Consider the following 18,439-nt stretch of genomic DNA (forward strand, 5'->3'; position numbering starts at 1 on the left):
AGCGTTGGGCCCTCGGCACCAGGAAGGTCAAGCAGACATGAAGCTCGTCCTCATCGCTCTCGCTGTCGCCCATAACTGGTATTCCGGCCACCATGATCCGGTCACCGGCTATGAATGCTGCGACAACAAGGACTGCCGGGTCATCAGCCCGCGCTATGTCGAGCCGCTGCCGGGCGGCAACTTCAACATTCGCACCGGGTCCAAGACAAGATACTTCATCCCCAAGAACCGGGTTTTGGAGAGCGGAGACAGCCAGTACCACATCTGCACGTCCGCCCCGCATATGACGATCCGCTGCTTCTTCGCGCCACACACAGAGGCTAAAGGGGGTCGTTTGCGGGAGGGGGCGATCGGGCGGGTTACCCTAAGCCACCATGACGACTTTCACGCGATAGGGATTTCGGCCGGTTTCGTTGGATAGTCTCCCTGTAGACGGCGAAGCGCGACCCGCGGGAGGCCGCATCCAGGATGTCAGCCTGCGAGACTCGTGGCGGTACGGGAGACCGCCCTGATGTGGGCGAACACGCTGCGGGCGTTCCAGGTTGGGAAGGCTCTGACCAGCGACGGCGGACCGTCGAGTTGGATGCGGCTTTCGCGAGTGGCCTGGCTCCAGGTGAGCTGGCCGGCATGCCATTTGACGAAGGCTTCGGCTTCCGCCGTGATGTAGAGGTCCTCGTCGAAGCCGGGAGACGTCTTACAGATCTCGGTGTCTCCGAACTCGATGAGCAGCCAATAGCGCTCACGGCGCGGCCGGCCGGTGAAGTCGAAGCGGATGACGATACGTCGATTCGGGAGCCGGTCTCGGCGGAGCGCGTTGCACATCGACCACAGGGCCACAAATGGGTCGAGGTGCTCGGGGGCGATCTCGAGCCAATGCGCACCCCACTCGCCCAGCGACTGGCAGACCGCGAAGAGCTCGTGGCCCGCGGACGTGAGCTCGTAGTGGTGTCCCCGCCCGTCGGGTTTGGGTGCCGACTCGACGACACCAATCTGTCCGAGTTGCCTGAGCCGCTGTGAGAGCAGGGTACGGGAGAGTCCGGGCGCGCCCTCCAGAATCTCACTGAAGCTTCCGCAGCCAAGGTGCAGGTTGCGGATGATTAGCGGTGTCCAGCGCTCGGCGAAGATCTCGGCGCCGCGGGCGATGGGGCAGTATTGGCCATACGTTCTCACGACGTCAGTGTTCCACATCCGCCATCGACTTTGAAGTCCAGATTCTTGACTTTACGGCCGTGGTCCGCGGTGGTCCGATGTGGCCGAAGAAAGAGGAGGACACGGTGATGACTTCGACGACCGCGGAATTCGGACGGACGAGCAAGGAACTAACCGTCGCGGAGATCGACGGGTTCCGAGGCACGCTCATCAGTGTCAACCACGACGATTACGACACCGCCCGTGCAGTCTGGAACGGTGCCATTGACCGGCGCCCGCACCTGATCGCGCGATGCATAGGGGCCGCCGACGTCGTCGCGGCCGTGCGGTTCGCCCGCGACCGTGATCTGGAGATTGCCATCCGGGGCGGCGGCCACAACGTGGCTGGCACCGCCGTTTGCGACGACGGGATCGTCATCGACCTCTCGGCGATGCGGGGCGTGCGAGTCGATCCCGCCGACCGCACGGCCTGGGTGCAGGGTGGTGCCCTGTGGGGCGACGTCGATCACGAGACGCAGGCGCACGGCCTGGCCACCACCGGCGGAATCGTGAGCCATACCGGAGTCGCCGGGCTCACCCTCGGCGGCGGCGTCGGCTGGCTGATGCGCAAGCACGGCCTCACGGTCGACAACCTACTCACCGTCGACGTCGTAACGGCCGATGGCGAGTTGCTGCGGGCGTCCGCGGACGAGCACCCCGACCTGTTCTGGGCATTGCGAGGCGGCGGCGGCAACTTCGGCGTGGTCACCTCGTTTGAGTTCCGTCTCCACTCCGTCGGGCCCACCGTTCTGGCCGGGCCCATCCTGTGGGACGCGAGCGACGCCGGGGAGGTCCTCCGCTTCTACCGCGACTTCATCCGCGATGCTCCTGACGAGCTCGGCACGGTCGTGCGGTTTGGCACCGCCCCGCCGCTACCCGTCATCCCCGAGGACCTGCACTGGCGCCCGGTGGTGATGGTGGGTACCTGCTACGCTGGGCCGATCGAAGAGGGTGAGCAGGCGCTCCGCCCGCTCCGCTCATTCCTGACTCCCCTCCTCGACCTGGTCGGGCCCAAGCCTTACGTGGGTTTCCAGAGCGCGCTCGACTCGACCGTCGTCCACGGCTGGAACTACTATTGGAAATCCACCCACCTCCCCGAACTCCGCGACGACCTCATCGACGTGGTTGCCGGGCACGCATTCTCCAGCTCGTCGCCACGGTCGTATGCGGCGATGTTCCATCTGAAGGGGGCGGTGAGCCGAGTGGCCGAGGGCGAGACAGCGTTCGGGAACCGCCAGGCCTCGCACGCAATCACCCTCGACGCTGTGTGGCAGCCGAGCGAGGACTTCGGCGACCGGGACACCGCGTGGACAAGGGGGTTCTTCGCCGCCCTCGGCCGCTTTCGAGAAGGCGTATACGTCAACTTCCTCGCCGGCGACGAAGACCCGGACCGGGTCCGTGAGGCGTACGGCGACTCTGTCTACGACCGGCTGGTGGACGTGAAGACCACGTACGACCCCGACAACGTCTTCCACCACAACCAGAATATCCGCCCAAGGCTGAATGTCGGTGTGAGCGGTTCCGCCGGCGCGGGCGATACTTGATAAATTTTGGGGTGGTGTTGGATGGGTGCGACGCTGCCGGAGGCGCCTGGGCGAGTGCATAACCGGGCGCCCCGGGCGCGGCCGGCCCGGGCTGGTGCTCGAGCCGCGCCCGGGGCGCTACAACGAGGGGTCTGCTCCCTTGCGCCGTTTGTCGGTTGCTTCGATTAGGATTTCCGTGCCTTTATGATGAGTGACGGCATGTCGAATTCGATTATTCCGCCGTCGATTACGAAGGGCTTGAGCGCGGTCTCCGATTCCTTCAGGAGCTGCTCAAACTGTTCGTTGGTCAGTACCCCGCCGAGCGTCCACACGCAGGCGCGTTCGGTCGATACCAACGCATCGATCGATTTGAAGCGGACCTTTCCGTTGCGCTGGACGACCTCGGCATCCGCAATGCCGGCTTCGTTGCAGATTTCATGCAGGCGCCCAGCATCGCCGAGGTAGAAGGGCGCGCGGAAGGCGCCTCCCACCCCTTTCCCGAACAGCCGATCGAGCAACAGCGCGAAGGCGCCGTAACCCGGCGAGTTCTCAACCGCATCGCACACCGCGACCGCGAGCCGCCCGCCCGGCCTCAGCACCCGCATCATCTCAGCGAGCGCCTTCGGCTTGTCCTCGAAGAACATGAGACCGAACTGGCTGACGACCGCGTCGAAGCTGTTGTTCGGCAAAGGCAGCGCCTCGGCCGTTCCCTCCAGCCATTCGATCTGTACGGGTTTGCGGCGCGCAACCGCCAGCATTTCCGGATTGGCATCCAGCCCAACCACCGAACCCGAAGGGCCAGCGATCTCGGCCGCGGCAAGCGTCAGAGCGCCCGTCCCGCAGGCCACGTCGAGCGCGCGGTCGCCGTTCTGCACCCCGGCTTCCCCAGCGACGACCGGCCCCCACTGGGCAAATAGCGCTGGCACGAATTGGACGTCATAGATCTCCGCCGGGCCGCACACTTCCTCAAGCGTAGTCATGGCCTTTCTCCACCTGATCTTCAGTCCTCGGCACATCCGGTGGATATGCCGGCGCACACAGGGTATGCTTTCAGTATGGTGCAGGCCCATGACCATACGTCTTTGTCGCTTGCCGCATCGTCCATGGTGCTCGATGCGGAGCGATTGGACGGTGCATCGGCGGCGGAGCCGCCTGCCCAGTACAGGAGGCATGGTCCCGATCCGCTTTCGGACGTCCTGCGCACGGTCAAACTGACGGGCGCTCTGTTCTTCCTGGTGGACGCGTCCTTTCCTTGGGGCGTGCACGTGCCGCATGCGGGCGCGTTCTCCCACATCATCCTGCCACGCGCCCCGCACATCGTGTCCTACCACATCATCCTGAAGGGCTCGGGATGGGCAAGCATTCGCGGCGTCACCTCCACGTGGTTCGAGGCCGGCGACGTGCTGGTGCTGCCGCATGGCGACCCCTATTCGATGCTCAGCGAACCCGGCCAGCCACCGGAATTCGACGTCGAAGCGACAATGGACTATTTCCGAGATATGGCAGCCGGCAGGCTGCCCTTCGTGACCAGGGAAGGCGGCGGCGGCGAGCCGCGCAGCGAATTCGTCTGCGGCTTTCTCGGCTGCGACATGCAGCCCTTCAATCCCGTGCTCTCCACCCTGCCGCGCCTGTTGCGGATTAAGCGGTCCCGCAACGGGCGCGAGGGCCTCCTGAGCCGTCTTATCGACCTCACGCTCGCCGAGGCGCGTCAGCCGCGGGTTGGCGGCGAGTCGATCCGGGTGAGACTGAGCGAACTGGTTTTTGTCGAGGTGATGCGCCAATATCTGGAGACCCTGCCGGCCCACGAGACTGGCTGGCTTTCAGGCCTGCGCGATCCTACAATCGGCAAAGTCCTGGCCATGCTTCATGAACAGCCCGCATATCCGTGGACCCTGAACGAGATAGCGAGCTGTGCCTGCATGTCGCGGGCAGCACTTGCGGCACGCTTCACTCATGTCGTGGGTCATGCGCCGATGCACTACCTGACGCTCTGGCGCATGCAGATTGCTGCGCGTCTTCTTGCAGATAGTTCCATGAAAGTAGCCGTGGTAGGCCGTGAGATCGGCTACGAATCCGAGGCCGCGTTTAGCCGCGCGTTCAAGAAAACCGTAGGTGTGTCGCCCTCGGCATGGCGCAAACAACGCCGTTGGAACTAGCCGATCCTGAGAATGTCGATCGCCTGCATCGCAAACTCAAGGGCTTGAACCGCTCTGGTCGCTTCAGCGGCTCAACGGTTCCGCCGATGTCGGGAACGTGCGCATTCTGCTCGTTCCGTTGAGCGAGACGAACATGAGTCTTCCACCCGCTACAGCCCTTCGAAACCGACCACCGGATGGCAGAAATCTGCATGACCACCTCATTCGCCACTCGCGCGATCGCGTTTGACGATATCAGCAATCGTATTCTTGCTGATCGCCAGATCTCGGGCGATCCAGCGATAGCTTCGGCCTTCCGCGATGAGCGCCAGTGCCTTCGGTGCGAGCTTGTCCGACTTGGCCGCTGACCGGGTTGCCGTCCGAGCTTTTTTCCACGCGCCTTGGCAGCGGCAAGGCCGGATTTCACGCGCTCGCTGATGAGATCGCGCTCGAACTCGGCAATAGATTGGCAACAGCAAGGCATTCGTCCCCGGCAGGGCGTGCTTGACACTCAGGCTTTCCGCAGCCTCACACCGGCGCCGCCCCATTCTCGGGGATGAACTCGACGCCGGCCGCTTCAAGGGCGAGCCGCACAAAGTCTAGAGCCTCCAGGGGAGCCGCCAAACTTCCCGGTCTCAAAGTTCGAGATTGTGTTTCGATGAACCCCCGCCGCCTTGGCCAGGTCTCGAAAGGGGAATACCATGCGAAAGACAACGCGCGCCGGAGCAGCCGGCGTGGGCATCCTGAAAACGGCCAATTCGCTTCCTATATTGGCCGAAGGTGCAATCGCATAGGCGAGGGTGTCGCATGATCAGACTTGTCGTCAGTGCCCTGGTCGTCGTCGTGGCCAGAGCGGACCGTAAACCCTCTTCACCGCGAGGATTCCCGTCATGGCTAGAGAAGGGTCTCTGAGAAGATCGACATCGGTCTTGACTAGGGCTCGGCGGCTCGGACGAAAGATCCTGCGCTGGCTGGAGGGAGACAGCCGATCCCAACAACTCAGAGACGAAGTTCTGTTTTGGAGACACTGGTTCTCCACTCAGGGATCATTCTGGCCAGAGGACTACAAGGAACGTCTTGACCCCAATTTACCAATTCAGGATCACGTTGGGCGATATGTCGACAGGTTGACGACCAACCCAGTTTCCATACTCGATGTGGGCGCTGGCCCCTTGACAAAGCTCGGCAAAGTACATGCCTCGAAAGAGGTCATGATTACTGCAACTGACCTGCTGGCAACAGAATATGATCAAGTTCTGAGAGATTTTGGGATCCAACCTCTTGTGCGAACAGTCTTTGGTGACGCCGAAAATCTTAGCACCCAATTTGGCGATTATAGTTTCGACATCGTGCATGGACAGAATTGTATAGATCACACGGCTAGTCCACTCAAGGCAATACAACAGATGCTCTCGGTCACAAAACATGATGGTTTCGTCGTGCTTTATCATGCTGAAAACGAGGGAAAGACGGAATCGTACAAGCAGCTGCACAAGTGGGACTTCACATGTGAGAAAGGACATTTCGTTATCAGAGGGCCTGGACCGGGTGGGGATTCGGTGGATGCCACTGACGCGCTGGCCGCGGTAGGGTCTGTTGAATGTAGCTTGGATGACGGCGCGGTGCTTGTTGCAATCCGAAAGCATCCGCAAAGACTGTCTTCGACGACGCGTCGAAACTGAAAACCACAAAGAGGGGCCGAGTGAGGAAAACCTCATCATCAATGCCTGAAACGAGTCGCCCCAAAGCACAGCATACCCTAGAACTGGTACTAGGCTCGCAAACTGGGGCAGCTTCGTAAGTGTTAACGAAGCAGCATATGTCCATCTCGGCCTGAATTTCACCAGCTTCATGTTGCGCCTAAATTTGCACGTAGAGATGATGCAGATGACGATTGTCCAAGAAAATCAATGGCGCTTGGCGGAGGGAGTGGGATTCGAACCCACGGTGGGCTTGCACCCACGCCGGTTTTCAAGACCGGTGCCTTAAACCGCTCGGCCATCCCTCCAACTAGTTGTTTTTATTGCGCTATCTGTCTTGTGACAAAAGCCGCAAAAGGCCTTCTGCTACGCGCTTTGCAACTATTTGGCTTTTCGCTCGCTGCTTATAGCCAGCTGCAGCGCGGCGTCAACTTGCTCCGCTGCATCGGCCTGCATTCCCGGCATGACATGGGAATAAAGGTCGAGCGTTATGCCGATGCTCGAATGGCCGAGGCGTTCGCTGGCCACCTTGGGATGAACACCGGCCGACAGCATCTGCGAGGCGTGGGTATGCCGCAGGTCATGGAACCGGATGCGGGGCAGGGTGGTCTTGCCAACAACGCGCACCCATTCGTGGGTAAGCGACCTCGGCTGCAAGGGCGCGCCGACGACGCTGTAGGTCGCAGTTGCGCCATAACGGGTCATTAGTCGCCACTGCAAGCAAGCGCAAGAGTCAACCCTTTTGGGACTTTCTCCTGGTCCACCGAGCGGCGGTTTTCGAGTGTTTTCCCGTCGTTCATACCTGTGCCCGTCCCGACGGCGGGGCACAGGCAGCTTCCCCGCGCTGCCTCGACCCATGGGTTCAGTCTGAAGGTCTGCATAGTATGGGATGGCGTACCGGTTTCGGGCGGCGCCGGTTCCACATTCCCGAACGAGTTCAGAGGAACCGGTTGCGATCGGTAATTCGGCGCTTTGTTCACAACCTTCCTCTTGCCACCCCTTCTACGAATTCGCCGCTGGTGCTGTCAGGGTCACGACGTCGTATTGAGCGAAGTCGCAGTCGCGCCAATAAAGGCCATTTCACTGATTGTACGCTGTTAGGAACCTGGAGCACTCGTCAAAGAACTGCTCGAAGGCAGCTGTGTCCTCAATGAGCACGTGATTGTTTCCAGGAAGCTCAACGAAGGTCGCGTTAGGAATAAGCGTGGCCATGAGACGCCCTTCCTCTATCGGCGCGACGCGATCACCGATGCAATGCAGGACCAGCGTCGGAACATTGACCTGCTTCGCCAACTCCGTCACATCGACCGCGCTGTTCATTGTCCAAATCCGCATCGCCGCTTCTGGACTCGTGGCAATGCGCTGAAGTTCGTCGAAACTCGCAGCCATCTCGGGCTGAGCGTCGGGCATGAAGGTTGTTGTAAAAAAGTGCCTGAAGACTGGATTAGTCGAGCCCCAGCCATTGCGGATCATCATCGTCCCGACTTCATAAAGGTGCTTTTGGTCCGGGTGCGTCCGCTTGAGCCGACCCCGAAGAAATCCGCCCAAAAGCACGAGGCAGCTCACCTGCTCTGGATTCTCGACGGCGTAGCGGACAGAAAATGAGCATCCTTGCGAAATACCGAGAAGCGCGAACCGGCTCAGTCCAGCTGCGGCTACGACGGTCGACATGTCGCCAGTCATAGCCTTCTCGGATACTGCTTCGATGTCCCAGTCCGACAGGCCATTTCCCCGCTGATCGAACCGTACCAGCCGGCACAGCCTCGCCAACCTGACCAGCCATGGATGCCAAATGGGACTGCGCCATTCGTACTCCAGATGGTTCAGCCAATTCGGAGCCTTCAGCACAGGCATGCCCTGGCCAATACTGGCCCACGCGATCTGCACTCCGTCTGAGGCAGTGGCGAACTGTACCTGTTGTTGCTGCGCTGCTTTGGGAAGCTCCGGGCTGGGCAGCGAAGCATCGGGCGTCCACTGCCAGACGCGGACGGGGCGGGAGATATTCTTCACCCGCTGGTTGCCCATGTCGCGAAAAGGCACCTTGATCCTATCCGCGACCGCTTGATGTACGATGTCGGAGATGCAGATTCCGCCTGGCTGCGCCAACCCCTCAAGGCGCGAAGCCACGTTGACGCCGTCGCCGAAGATATCCCCATCCTCGAAGAGGACATCCCCTAGATTGACTCCGATGCGATAGAGAATGCGACGGTCCTCCGGCGACGCTACCTCGCGGTCTGACATAGCCACCTGGATGTTGACGGCGGCGCGAATGGCATCCTGTGCTGAAGCGAATTCGACCAACATTCCGTCACCCGTGGTCTTGACGATGCGGCCCCCGTGACTCTCGATCTGTGGATCGAACAATTCCCTGCGGTGCACCTTCTGACGCGTAAGGACGTCCTCCTCATTTTGCTCCATGAGGCGGCTGTAGCCTGCCATGTCGGCGGCCAGAATCGCGGTCAAGCGGCGGTCCACCGAGCGCGTCTCCAGAGTTTCCAAATGTTACACTACCACATGTCGGCGATCGGATTTAGAGCGAGCGCGAAAGCCGAGCCTTTGAGAAAATGCGCAGCGTCGTCCGACGAAAGGCACCAAACGGCCGCAACGGGGTCGGAACTTGCCAGTCAACGTCTACGCGGGAACGTCTTAAAAGGGAGAAATTACGCCTTAGGATGCTCGACCCGGAACGGCGGCAAAGGGTCTGGTCACGACGATCCCCACGCTGACCTGAATGTCCGCTCTCAAAGATTGGCAGCCCGAAGCTGCCGGTCTGCTCTCGGCCCATCGCGGTCGTTTCATAATCTTAGGGCGTCGCCGTCTGGGACAAGCAGCCATCAGGTCCCTTACGACGGTTGGCGCCAACATCGGTTCCCGTTTTGAGGTCGATGCCGCCGCCAGCGGGCGGCAAAAGTGTGAAACACCCATTTCACACTGAGCCGTTCACTGGCGCCCAGTCAGAACGAATTTTTTTGGACCCTGGAGGAATATTTCTATCACCGGGAGTAACCTGTACTTCTTGATCGACAGGTCTGCGTTCCACCAACTCGGTGTGCCGTTCGCCAGGCACTCGACCGACATCATAACGATGATCGCGCCGATGATTATCAGGACAAGCCACCGATAAGCATCGGCAGCAGACTGTTGTCCGGATCAATACCAGAATCAATCTCCTTTGTTGCGTGTTGACCGTTCTTCGTTGGTTCAGCCATGGCTCATCTCCATCCGAGCAAAAGCAGTACGCATCGAAACCACGCAACATTATACGCCGTTGCATACCGCCCCGGAGCGAACGGGTGGTATCGAGCCGCCGAGGAAGTCCTCCGGGCCGCCCGGCCAATTTTCATTTCAGCCGCGATGGAGTTGAGAGCGTCCTCGGTTGCGGGCTCCAGCGGCACGCCGTCAGTTCGCACGGGGCGGGCGGTTTGCTCCAGTCCGGAATTCCGATTTGGAGGCCGCCGTTGCACAGCTGCCCTGCGACATGCGAGTTTGTCAACCAAATGGCTCATCATGGGAGTCTCGTCATGTCCATTCGCCGGATTGCGTTGACCTCGGCAGCGGTCACGCTTGCCTTCACAACCCTCGCCCAGGCCAGGCCGGACACCCGCGCCATGACCTGCCAACAGACGCAGGCGCTAATCCAGAGCCATGGCTCGGCGGTGCTGACCACCGGCCCGAACACCTATGCCCTCTACGTCCGCCGGTACAGCAATGCGTGCGACTGGTCGGAAATCCCAGCGGTAGGCTTTGTGCCGACGCGCGATGGCCAGTGCTTGGTTCATCGATGCAGAGAGCCGCTCTACACTCCTCCCGGCTGACGGTGACGAGCATAGCTATTCTGCTGCGCCTTTCGGCAGGTACGTCCTCCGTTGTGGGCTCAAGCGGCACACCGGAGACGTTTCTAAGCATCAATGCGGCGCGTCGCAGGATGATCTGCAGATCGGCGCGCGACATATCAGCGATGCGGTCGGCGGCGCTTTCAAGCTCTTCCGCGACAGACAGGCGGGTCATTCAGAGGTCGGTCACCTTCAATGGCAGTGATAATCGCCTGTCTTGTGGTTCTTGTGCAACCATTGCTGTCGGTCCCGCCGCTGTGTGCGTAGGCGCTGGTCCCAAAAGCCAAGCTCAAAGCCGCTTGTCGGCAGCGGGGCGGTGGCGGTCAGCACCCGAGCAGGTTCCCAATTAGCGAGACAAACGTCCAGAGCGGAGGCCTCGGCTTAGTCAAGCATACCTCGGAATGATGCGCTTGGCCGGTGACAAATGAATCTCTGCTGGACCGCCGATGATTTGGGGAGCCGCTCGCAAATCGCGCCCTCCGCGCGGGTTGATCGGTTGATCAACATCAAAGCTTGAATATGAGAAATGCGCTAACTGTGACGGCGGTGGTCACGGTGGCTCGAGTGTCAGCAGATGTGATAAGGTTGAGTGTCGGCGAGTAGCAGAGGTCCAGCAACAATGACTTTAAGGCGAACCAGAGCTTACGGCGCATCCGGCTTGGTTCTAGCGGTTTGCACTGTGTTTGCTTGGCAGAACGCCACTGCTGCTCACAATTGCCACGCAGCCGCGACGCCTGGCGTCAATTGGCACGAGTGTGACAAGAAGCTTCTCATCCTAGAAGGACAGGACCTGAGCGGGGCGAACCTGTTCGGTGTTGATTTCACTTCGACCGATCTCAGGAACAGCAATCTCCTTGCGGCAAATCTTGAGAAGGCAACGCTTGTGCGTGCTTCCCTGGCCGACTCGACCGCCAAAGGCGCCCGGTTCGACAGAATCGAGGCCTACAGGACCGACTTCAGCCGTATGGACGCGCAGGGCGCTGTGTTTGCGAGCGCGGAAATGCAGCGCTCGAATTTCCAGGACGCCAATCTGACCAATGTTGATTTCACAAAGGCAGAATTGGGGCGTGCGCAGTTCCATGACGCCGATATCAGCGGCAGCCGCTTCTCGTTTGCCAATCTCGCACGGGCAGACTTCCGAGGAGCGACGTTCACCGCGCCGATAGACTTTGACCGCGCCTTTTTCTTTCTGACCCGTATCGAGGGCGTCGACCTTTCCAATTCGGCGGGTCTGTCCCAGTGGCAGCTCAACATGGCTTGCGGAGACGCCCGGACCGAGTTGCCATCTGGCTTGACGAGGCCTGAAGATTGGCCCTGTCAATTCCAGCAGGAATAATTGTCGGCAAGCGAACTGCGGCAATGCTGCACCCGACAGGATTCGAACCTGTAACTTTGTGCCGCGGGCATGCCCATTAAGGTCGAAGCCACCACCCGAGACGGCGAACTCCGGATATCCGTGTCTAATGCCGGCGAGCCCATTCCGCACGAGACAATGCAGCGCCTGTTCCAGCCGTTCTAGCGAGGGGGGCCCCGATCTAGCCCTCAAGGTCTCGGGCTGGGACTCTACATTGCTTCGCAGATCACATCGCGGCACACTGTCCGTGATCTCTGATGTTGACCAGACGGTGTTCACATTTGTCATGCCGATTTCCGTCGGTACGCGGCAGTGAACCGCGGCACGTTGGGCCTCGATGCCCAAGCCTGAACGTCCTTGCCTCTGGATGGAGACACGATAGTAGGCGACCGCGCGCGGCATGTTGCTAATCCTTGGGGTGTTCAAACTGCAAACCACCGTTTGCAGTGTCCTCACAGGCGAATGAGAAGCAACTTCTAAGTGGTTGATTATGCAAGTCTTCCGGTCACCTGTGCTCCGGCGTCCCGGACGAATTGTGGAAGATCGCGCCACACGTCGTCAGAAACTTCGGATAGGCGTTGCACAGAAAAAGAATGTTTCTGGCGCAATACCCTTCATCACGAACAATGGTTGCAGGAGATGCGGGTCTGAATACTTGCGCGTGCATAGCAAATCTTTTTTCCATCTGGTCAAAATGTGACTTGTTAGGCATACAACGTAAGAGTACTATATTATTGCGACGTGCAGAGCGCAGATGCTGGCACGGCGTATACTTCGCAGAAAAATTGTTTGCAGAGAAGTCGGACATCGGACTCCCGCCTGGGCGGTCCGAACCGATTGCATGGGATTTTGGGATCACTACCACCGTCACCTCAAGGGGAGGGGGCGCTATGTCCCGCAAAACAATCAGCATTTCTAGTTTCGCCGGAATGATCGCCGCCAGCCTGTGGCTTTGGCTTCACCCGCCTCAAGCGGATCGCTGGGGCCGATGGAAGGCCAAACCCCATCTCTGCCGATCCAGAGCATCAGCTATGAATTCGGCTCGAAATTCATGAGCGGGTATTTCGTGCAGGAAGCCGCCACATGCTTTGTTGCGCTGATGATCATCGAGAAGAGGGATCCGGAAGCGGAGTTGACGGCAACGGCCACGCGTGTTCGCCTGGTGCTCAACCCGGGGCAGATCGCCGGTGTCGACAGCGAGGAGGGCTATTCGGTCAATCTTACCTGCGGCATGGACGCCACGACGTTGCTCGTGGACGTCGGCGCGAGGGACAAGTTCGTTGCGCTCAAGGCGCTTGCGCTGCCGGATGAGCAGTTCACTGGCGGGACATCGGGATCGGACGAGTGAATTGCGGCATGACCAGTTGTTCGCTTTGCAAACAATTTCCCGTCCATCACCGAGCACCGCGTGTGACCTGCTTCACGGACACCTTGCGCTTCCCACGCCAGAGTACGTGCCGTCAATCCGAGCAGATGATGAAGGAATCACTCCGATGTTGACGAATTTCCTATTTGTTATAGTTGGCTCCATTCGCGGATGGTACCGTCGTCGCGCCGAGAGACAAGCCATGTGGATGGCGACGGACGGGTTGAGCCGTTTATCAGATGACGTTCTTAGCGACATCGGCATCGCGCGCGACGAAATCACGTGCGCTTTTCTTGGCGCTGAGCACCAGGAAGCAATCGAGCCGCCGATGGCGACTTTCTTGGTTGAGGCCTCCAGAGAAGCCGCTGGGGGTGATGGGTTCGGACAACTCTCATCGTCCCGGTGACCCTCAAGCCCTTGCAATGGCCGAGTTCCGTATGATCCCGCCCAGTCCCGGAATGGCGTTACGCAACGCTCGCCCCGCCAGAAGTGAGCAAGCGGTTGTCATCGGAGCCAACGGCTGGCTTAACTGGAACAACAACACCCGGCCCGCCCGCCCCGCCTCTCGGTGAAGCGCATAAGGCGGGGTTTCTCTTGCCTTTTTCGCCTCGACGATGAGCAATTTGCCCACGACAGGCGGTGATCAGCAGGGCACCCAGCCTACGCAGCCGGCTCCGCTGTAGTTGACGGAGGAACTTGCTGTCAGGATCGATCCCGTTCTTGATCCTCGCCAATCCGAGCTTTGGCCGCGGCCGGCCGGCGTTCCCAGACGTAGAAGCGGTTGGTTCTGCCGCAGCGGGAGGCTTTCTTTTCCCAAACCAAAAGCGGAGGTAATCGTTTAGAAACTGGCGGTCGGCGCCTCGTGGAGCTTGTTCATGATTAGCATCGCGCCCGCTTGCCTGCCGAAGTGCCGCTTGTCATTAAGAACGGCCTCACGGCTTCTCAGGCTGAAACACCTACTGCCCGCGACAAGTCGGCGTTGCCAGACGCGGACATTCGCCGGATCATCGCCGCTGCCAAGCTAATTGATGAGCGCGACCATTGGGACGGGGATCTGCTCCGCATGGTGCTGGTATTGAGCGCCCCGGGCGCCGAACGAGGCCGTGCGAAAACGATTCAAGCCGCCGCGAACTCGCCAACGCTCGAACCACGACCATCAGTTTGCAAGGCACTCTGGAAGACGCACCGGTTTGTCGATCTTCGCCAGTAGCTCGGGGCTGGCGCAGGGCGGGAAACCGGCAAGGCGCATGGTTTCCATGAGACGCTTGCGGTCCGCATCCGTGTTGACAAGAGGTTCGTTCACCCTTCCCTCGATGGTCAGGTCGGGGAACCGTTTGAGGGCCTCGCTGATCAGGGTTTTCGCCTCCTCGGTACGCCCAACTGCCGCCAGCGCGGCGGGGCGATATGTCCATCCCCAGATCCCATAATTCTCCGGCGCCAACCGGTCCATCATTAGCAGCGCGTCGTCGTAGCGACCGACGACAAAATAGGCGTGGGCAAAACACCTGGTGCTCCACAACGGGTAGTTCGGATTAAGGTGGATCGCCCGATCAGCCATTTCGGCGCCCCTCTCGGCCTCGCCAAAAGTCGAAGCCCAAGGCACATAAAAGGTCACGATCTCGAACTGATTTGGAGCCATTCGAAGAGCCGCGTCGAATTCCGCCTTGGCGCGCGCGCGTTCGCCCTTTGCGACCAAGCTCTTGGCGAGAACGGCATGCGCTTCGGCATCGGCCGGATCGAGCGCGACTGCACGTTTAGCGGCTTCGGCGGCAATACGCCGAGGTCTGCTTGGTGCTGCCACGAGCTGCCCTTAATCCGAAGGTAGCTCGTGACGTTTCATCATGCCCTCTCCGCGATTTTGGGGTAGATTGAAGACCTTAGCGTTCCGGTCGCCACGAACCGGGGAGAGGGCCATGGACATTGGCGCGTGGCTGCGCGATCTGGGGCTGGGACAGTACGAACAGGCGTTCCGCGAGAACGACATCGATGGCGACGTCCTAGCCGACCTCACCGCCGATGATCTGAGCGGACTTGGCGTCGTCTCGATCGGCCACCGCCGCAAGTTGCTCGCCGCCATCGCCGCCGTGCGCGCGGACTCGCCTCCAGCCATGTCCCCATCCATCCAGCCACAGAGCACGATCTCCGGGACAGTGGCCCTGCCGTCCCCTGAGGCGGAGCGGCGCCAACTCAGTGTGATGTTCGTCGACCTCGTCGGCTCCACGGCGCTCGCCGCGCACCTGGACCCCGAGGACATGCGCGAGGTGATCGGGACCTACCACCGCCGCATTGCCGAGACAGTTGGTCGCTTCGGCGGCTTCGTCGCGAAGTACATGGGCGATGGAATCCTGGTCTATTTCGGCTGGCCCCAGGCCGACGAGGCCGATGCCGAGCGCGCAGTACGCGCCGCCTTGGCCACGCTGGAAGCGGTTGGCCAGATTGCGCCCGCCGATGAGCGGTTGTCCGCACGCGTCGGCATCGCCAGTGGCCTCGCCGTCGTGGGCGACCTGCTGGGGGCCGGGGCCGCACAGGAGCAGGCTGTAATCGGTGATACCCCGAACGTTGCCGCGCGGCTACAATCCCTTGCTGATCCTGGATGCGCAGTGATCGACGCGGAAACACGGCGGCGCATCGGCGGCCTGTTCGAGTGCCGCGAGCTTGGTGCGGTTCACCTTAAAGGGCTAACCGGCCCTGTCCGCACCTGGCAGGTGCTTGGCGAGGCCATGGTTCAGAGCCGCTTCGACGCGATGCATCCGGCCGCCCTCACGCCGCTGGTCGGGCGCGATGACGAGCTCGATCTGTTGCTGCGCCGCTGGCGGCAGGCGAAGGGCGGCGAAGGGCAGGTCGTGCTCATCGCCGGCGAGCCCGGCATCGGCAAGTCCCGCCTGATCGCTGCGCTCGAGGAGCACGTAGCTGGAGAGATGCATCTCAAACTCAAGTACTTCTGCTCGCCCCATCACCGTGAGAGCGCCCTCCAACCGATCACCGCACGCTGGAAGACCGAGGTAGGCTTCGTGGACGGCGAGCCTGCGGAGGCTCGGCTCGTCAAGCTGGAAACCCTGCTACACCCACTCGCCGCCTCGCATGAGCTGGCGCTCATTGCCGAGATGCTCGGCGTGCCGGGTGGCGAGCGGTACCCGCCACTGGCTCTCAGCCCGGAGCGCAAGAAGGAGCAGACCTTCGGGGCACTGCTTCACATTCTCGATGAACGGGCCCGCCGATCCCCCGTGCTGATGCTGTTTGAGGACGTGCATTGGGCCGATCCAAGCTCGCTGGAGCTGTTGGACAGGTTGATCATGCGCTTGGCCTCGCTGCCAGTGCTGGTGGTCATCTCCTTCCGGCCGGAGTTTGAGGCGCCCTGGGTCGGTCTGGCGGGCGTGACCTTGATGGCGCTGAGCCGTCTCAGTCCGCGTCAAGCCGCGACGCTCGCCTCTCAGGTGGTCGTGGGCCGCGCATTACCGGCCGGAATGCTGGATCGGATCGTGGCGCAGACCGACGGTGTGCCCCTGTTCATCGAGGAGTTGACCAAAGCCGTGCTGGAGAGTGCCAGCCAGCCCGATGCTGCTGTCTCGGCGCTTCCGATCCCGAGCACTTTGCAGGCTTCACTGACCGCTCGGCTGGATCGGCTGCCGGCCGCCAAGCAGGTGGCGCAGATCGGCGCGGCACTCGGCCGGGAGTTCAACCATGAGCTGCTGGCCGCCGTGGCGGGACTACCCGAGGCAGCGTTGGCGCAGGGACTGGACGAGCTCGTCAATTCTGGTCTCGCGTTCCGGCGGGGCACGCCGCCCGAGGCGACCTACACGTTCAAGCACGCGCTCGTGCAGGACACCGCCTACGTGAGCCTCCTGCGTGGCACACGCCAGAAGTTGCACGCCCGGATCGCCCAGGTACTGGAAGAGCGCTGGCCGGAGGTGGTCGAAACCCAGCCTGAGCTGCTGGCCCATCACTTTACCCAGGCGGAACTGACCGAGCGGGCTGCGGACTACTGGCAGCGGGCCGGAGAACGCACCTTCCGGCGCTCGGCCGTTGCGGAAGCCATCGGCCATCTCACCCGGAGCATTGACCTCGTGCGGACCTTGCCCAAGAGCCGCGCCCGGGCAGAGCGCGAACTTCATCTTCAGACTATGCTTGGTCAGGCGTGCATTGCCCGGTACGGCCACGCAGCACCTGAGACCGCCTCCGCTTTCGCCCGGGCGCAGGAGTTGGTAGAGGCCGTAGGCGACGCATCACAACAGTTTCCTGTGCTGTATGGGTTCTGGGCTGTCCAATTCGTACGCATGGCGCTTCCCGAGCAGCAGAAGCTGGCCAGGCAAATTCTCGCCTTGGCCGAGCTGCACCCAGACCCGGAGCGGCTGTGCTTGGCGCACCGGATGTGCGGCGCGACAGATGAGGTGGGGGGCGAGCTGCTCGCCGCCCGCGAGCACCTCGAGTGTGCCGTTGCGCTGTACGACCCGGAACGGCATGGTTCGACGGCCTTTGTTTTTGGCCAGGACCTTGGCGTGTCCGCGCTCGCCCACCTGACCTGGGTGCTGTGGCTGCTGGGCTACCCGGATCAGGCATCTCGCCGACAAGCCGAGGGATTGGCCTTAGCCCACCGGGTCGGCCACAAGAACACCCTCGGGTTTGCCCTGATGTACAGCGCGCTGGTGGGGGCTTATGGCCGCGACGACAGCGCGGCCGCAGCGCATGCGGCGGCGTTGTTGGAGCTGGCCCGGGAACACAAGTTGGATCTATGGGCCGCCAGCGCGACGGTGGTCCAGGGCTGGGCCATGGCTCGCCACGGTCAGGAGGCCGCCGGGATAGAAGCGATCCAGCGCGGGCTTGCGGATTGGGAGAAGAGCGGCGCGGCGTGGATGCGTCCGTTCTTCCTGGGCCTGCTGGCCGAGGCTTGTGCCCTCTCGGGGGACATGCAACGGGGGCTCGGTGCACTGGATGAGGCTCTGGCAGTGGTCGAGGGGACAGGGGAGCGTTGGCCGGAGGCCGAACTGTATCGCTTGCGCGGGCAGCTTCTGGCAGCCCTGCCGGACGGAAGACCAGATGAGGTGAGCGCCGCATTTGAGCACGCGATCGAAATCGCCCGGCGTCAATCCGCGAAGTCCTGGGAGTTGCGTGCGGCCACCGGTCTTGCCCGGCTCTGGCGCGACCAAGGTAAGCCTGCCCACACCCTGCTCGTGCCCGTGAATGAGTGGTTCTCCGAGGGCTTCGAGACCCCCGACCTGAGAGAGGCCAAGGCGTTTCTCGACACCCCGAGGTGACTCAAGTCAGCTCGATGTCACTAGGGATGGACTTTCTTAATGTACTATCCAGTGGTAAATTTTACTCTCTCGCGGTTGGAGAGGGAGG

Annotated in this window: 15 protein-coding genes, 1 tRNA gene and 1 pseudogene; 8 read left to right on the forward strand and 9 right to left on the reverse strand. The window is 61.4% G+C overall.

Going from position 1 to position 18,439, the window contains the following annotated elements:
• Positions 1–37 precede the first annotated feature (37 nt).
• Positions 38–421 (forward strand): hypothetical protein, encoded by a 384-nt coding sequence (locus tag ACWTU8_RS09405; RefSeq protein ID WP_455847898.1) that lies wholly within the window; start codon positions 38–40, stop codon positions 419–421.
• Positions 422–471: 50 nt separating this feature from the next.
• Here ACWTU8_RS09405 and ACWTU8_RS09410 read toward each other — a convergent pair whose 3' ends face one another.
• On the reverse strand, positions 472–1,188 hold the full coding sequence (locus ACWTU8_RS09410; protein ID WP_455847899.1) for a winged helix-turn-helix transcriptional regulator: 717 nt from the start codon (positions 1,186–1,188) through the stop codon (positions 472–474).
• 89 nt (positions 1,189–1,277) lie between these two features.
• On the opposite strand from ACWTU8_RS09410, the gene ACWTU8_RS09415 reads away from it, so the two are divergent.
• The gene (locus tag ACWTU8_RS09415) at positions 1,278–2,732 is read left to right on the forward strand and encodes an FAD-binding oxidoreductase (RefSeq protein ID WP_455847900.1); all 1,455 of its coding nucleotides are present in this window, start codon (positions 1,278–1,280) and stop codon (positions 2,730–2,732) included.
• Between the two features lie 164 nt (positions 2,733–2,896).
• On the opposite strand, the gene ACWTU8_RS09420 is transcribed toward ACWTU8_RS09415, so the two are convergent.
• Positions 2,897–3,691, reverse strand: coding sequence for a methyltransferase domain-containing protein (locus tag ACWTU8_RS09420; protein WP_455847901.1), 795 nt, complete (start codon positions 3,689–3,691; stop codon positions 2,897–2,899).
• Between the two features lie 75 nt (positions 3,692–3,766).
• Here ACWTU8_RS09420 and ACWTU8_RS09425 point away from each other — a divergent pair, with 75 nt between their 5' ends.
• Positions 3,767–4,867 carry an AraC family transcriptional regulator gene (locus tag ACWTU8_RS09425; protein WP_455847902.1) on the forward strand — a complete coding sequence of 367 codons (1,101 nt, stop codon included), beginning with the start codon at positions 3,767–3,769 and terminating at the stop codon, positions 4,865–4,867.
• On the opposite strand, the gene ACWTU8_RS09430 is transcribed toward ACWTU8_RS09425, so the two are convergent.
• Positions 4,809–5,330, reverse strand: coding sequence for a recombinase family protein (locus tag ACWTU8_RS09430; protein ID WP_455848423.1), 522 nt, complete (start codon positions 5,328–5,330; stop codon positions 4,809–4,811). The genes ACWTU8_RS09425 and ACWTU8_RS09430 overlap by 59 nt on opposite strands.
• A gap of 406 nt (positions 5,331–5,736) precedes the next feature.
• On the opposite strand from ACWTU8_RS09430, the gene ACWTU8_RS09435 reads away from it, so the two are divergent.
• Positions 5,737–6,528 (forward strand): class I SAM-dependent methyltransferase, encoded by a 792-nt coding sequence (locus ACWTU8_RS09435; RefSeq protein WP_455847903.1) that lies wholly within the window; start codon positions 5,737–5,739, stop codon positions 6,526–6,528.
• Positions 6,529–6,764: 236 nt separating this feature from the next.
• On the opposite strand, the gene ACWTU8_RS09440 is transcribed toward ACWTU8_RS09435, so the two are convergent.
• The 3 genes from ACWTU8_RS09440 to ACWTU8_RS09450 all read right to left on the reverse strand — a co-directional run bounded on the left by ACWTU8_RS09440 (position 6,765) and on the right by ACWTU8_RS09450 (position 9,009).
• Positions 6,765–6,854 (reverse strand) — tRNA-Ser (locus ACWTU8_RS09440).
• Positions 6,855–6,927: 73 nt separating this feature from the next.
• Entirely contained in the window at positions 6,928–7,251 is a 324-nt protein-coding gene (locus tag ACWTU8_RS09445) for a tyrosine-type recombinase/integrase (RefSeq protein ID WP_455847904.1), read from the reverse strand.
• 375 nt (positions 7,252–7,626) lie between these two features.
• Positions 7,627–9,009 (reverse strand): alpha/beta fold hydrolase, encoded by a 1,383-nt coding sequence (locus tag ACWTU8_RS09450; RefSeq protein ID WP_455847905.1) that lies wholly within the window; start codon positions 9,007–9,009, stop codon positions 7,627–7,629.
• Positions 9,010–10,067: 1,058 nt separating this feature from the next.
• Between ACWTU8_RS09450 and ACWTU8_RS09455 the strand changes: the two genes are divergently transcribed.
• On the forward strand, positions 10,068–10,361 hold the full coding sequence (locus ACWTU8_RS09455; protein WP_077382755.1) for a hypothetical protein: 294 nt from the start codon (positions 10,068–10,070) through the stop codon (positions 10,359–10,361).
• 637 nt (positions 10,362–10,998) lie between these two features.
• Positions 10,999–11,715, forward strand: coding sequence for a pentapeptide repeat-containing protein (locus tag ACWTU8_RS09460; protein ID WP_006337614.1), 717 nt, complete (start codon positions 10,999–11,001; stop codon positions 11,713–11,715).
• A 333-nt stretch (positions 11,716–12,048) separates the two neighbouring features.
• Here the strand turns inward: ACWTU8_RS09460 and ACWTU8_RS09465 are convergent.
• Positions 12,049–12,135 (reverse strand): annotated as a pseudogene (locus tag ACWTU8_RS09465) (recombinase family protein); the annotation flags it as partial.
• A gap of 586 nt (positions 12,136–12,721) precedes the next feature.
• On the opposite strand from ACWTU8_RS09465, the gene ACWTU8_RS09470 reads away from it, so the two are divergent.
• Positions 12,722–13,081: a hypothetical protein gene (locus tag ACWTU8_RS09470; protein WP_455847906.1), complete on the forward strand. Its 360-nt coding sequence runs from the start codon at positions 12,722–12,724 to the stop codon at positions 13,079–13,081.
• Between the two features lie 253 nt (positions 13,082–13,334).
• Here the strand turns inward: ACWTU8_RS09470 and ACWTU8_RS09475 are convergent, their stop codons facing one another.
• Complete coding sequence (locus ACWTU8_RS09475) at positions 13,335–13,487, reverse strand: hypothetical protein (RefSeq protein WP_292184947.1); 153 nt, start codon at positions 13,485–13,487, stop codon at positions 13,335–13,337.
• 768 nt (positions 13,488–14,255) lie between these two features.
• Complete coding sequence (locus tag ACWTU8_RS09480; protein ID WP_455847907.1) at positions 14,256–14,795, reverse strand: tetratricopeptide repeat protein; 540 nt, start codon at positions 14,793–14,795, stop codon at positions 14,256–14,258.
• Between the two features lie 217 nt (positions 14,796–15,012).
• Here ACWTU8_RS09480 and ACWTU8_RS09485 point away from each other — a divergent pair, with 217 nt between their 5' ends.
• On the forward strand, positions 15,013–18,351 hold the full coding sequence (locus tag ACWTU8_RS09485) for an AAA family ATPase (RefSeq protein ID WP_455847908.1): 3,339 nt from the start codon (positions 15,013–15,015) through the stop codon (positions 18,349–18,351).
• Positions 18,352–18,439: the final 88 nt, after the last annotated feature.

This window comes from Mesorhizobium sp. BHbdii, assembly GCF_053848045.1.

What these genes read in the sequence shown, in the direction of transcription:
- ACWTU8_RS09405 (WP_455847898.1), top strand. Translation starts at nt 38, where the DNA reads ATGAAGCTCGTCCTCATCGCTCTCGCTGTCGCCCATAACTGGTATTCC.
- ACWTU8_RS09410 (WP_455847899.1), bottom strand. Translation starts at nt 1,188, where the DNA reads ATGTGGAACACTGACGTCGTGAGAACGTATGGCCAATACTGCCCCATC.
- ACWTU8_RS09415 (WP_455847900.1), top strand. Translation starts at nt 1,278, where the DNA reads ATGACTTCGACGACCGCGGAATTCGGACGGACGAGCAAGGAACTAACC.
- ACWTU8_RS09420 (WP_455847901.1), bottom strand. Translation starts at nt 3,691, where the DNA reads ATGACTACGCTTGAGGAAGTGTGCGGCCCGGCGGAGATCTATGACGTC.
- ACWTU8_RS09425 (WP_455847902.1), top strand. Translation starts at nt 3,767, where the DNA reads ATGGTGCAGGCCCATGACCATACGTCTTTGTCGCTTGCCGCATCGTCC.
- ACWTU8_RS09430 (WP_455848423.1), bottom strand. Translation starts at nt 5,330, where the DNA reads ATGCCTTGCTGTTGCCAATCTATTGCCGAGTTCGAGCGCGATCTCATC.
- ACWTU8_RS09435 (WP_455847903.1), top strand. Translation starts at nt 5,737, where the DNA reads ATGGCTAGAGAAGGGTCTCTGAGAAGATCGACATCGGTCTTGACTAGG.
- ACWTU8_RS09445 (WP_455847904.1), bottom strand. Translation starts at nt 7,251, where the DNA reads ATGACCCGTTATGGCGCAACTGCGACCTACAGCGTCGTCGGCGCGCCC.
- ACWTU8_RS09455 (WP_077382755.1), top strand. Translation starts at nt 10,068, where the DNA reads ATGTCCATTCGCCGGATTGCGTTGACCTCGGCAGCGGTCACGCTTGCC.
- ACWTU8_RS09460 (WP_006337614.1), top strand. Translation starts at nt 10,999, where the DNA reads ATGACTTTAAGGCGAACCAGAGCTTACGGCGCATCCGGCTTGGTTCTA.
- ACWTU8_RS09470 (WP_455847906.1), top strand. Translation starts at nt 12,722, where the DNA reads ATGGAAGGCCAAACCCCATCTCTGCCGATCCAGAGCATCAGCTATGAA.
- ACWTU8_RS09485 (WP_455847908.1), top strand. Translation starts at nt 15,013, where the DNA reads ATGGACATTGGCGCGTGGCTGCGCGATCTGGGGCTGGGACAGTACGAA.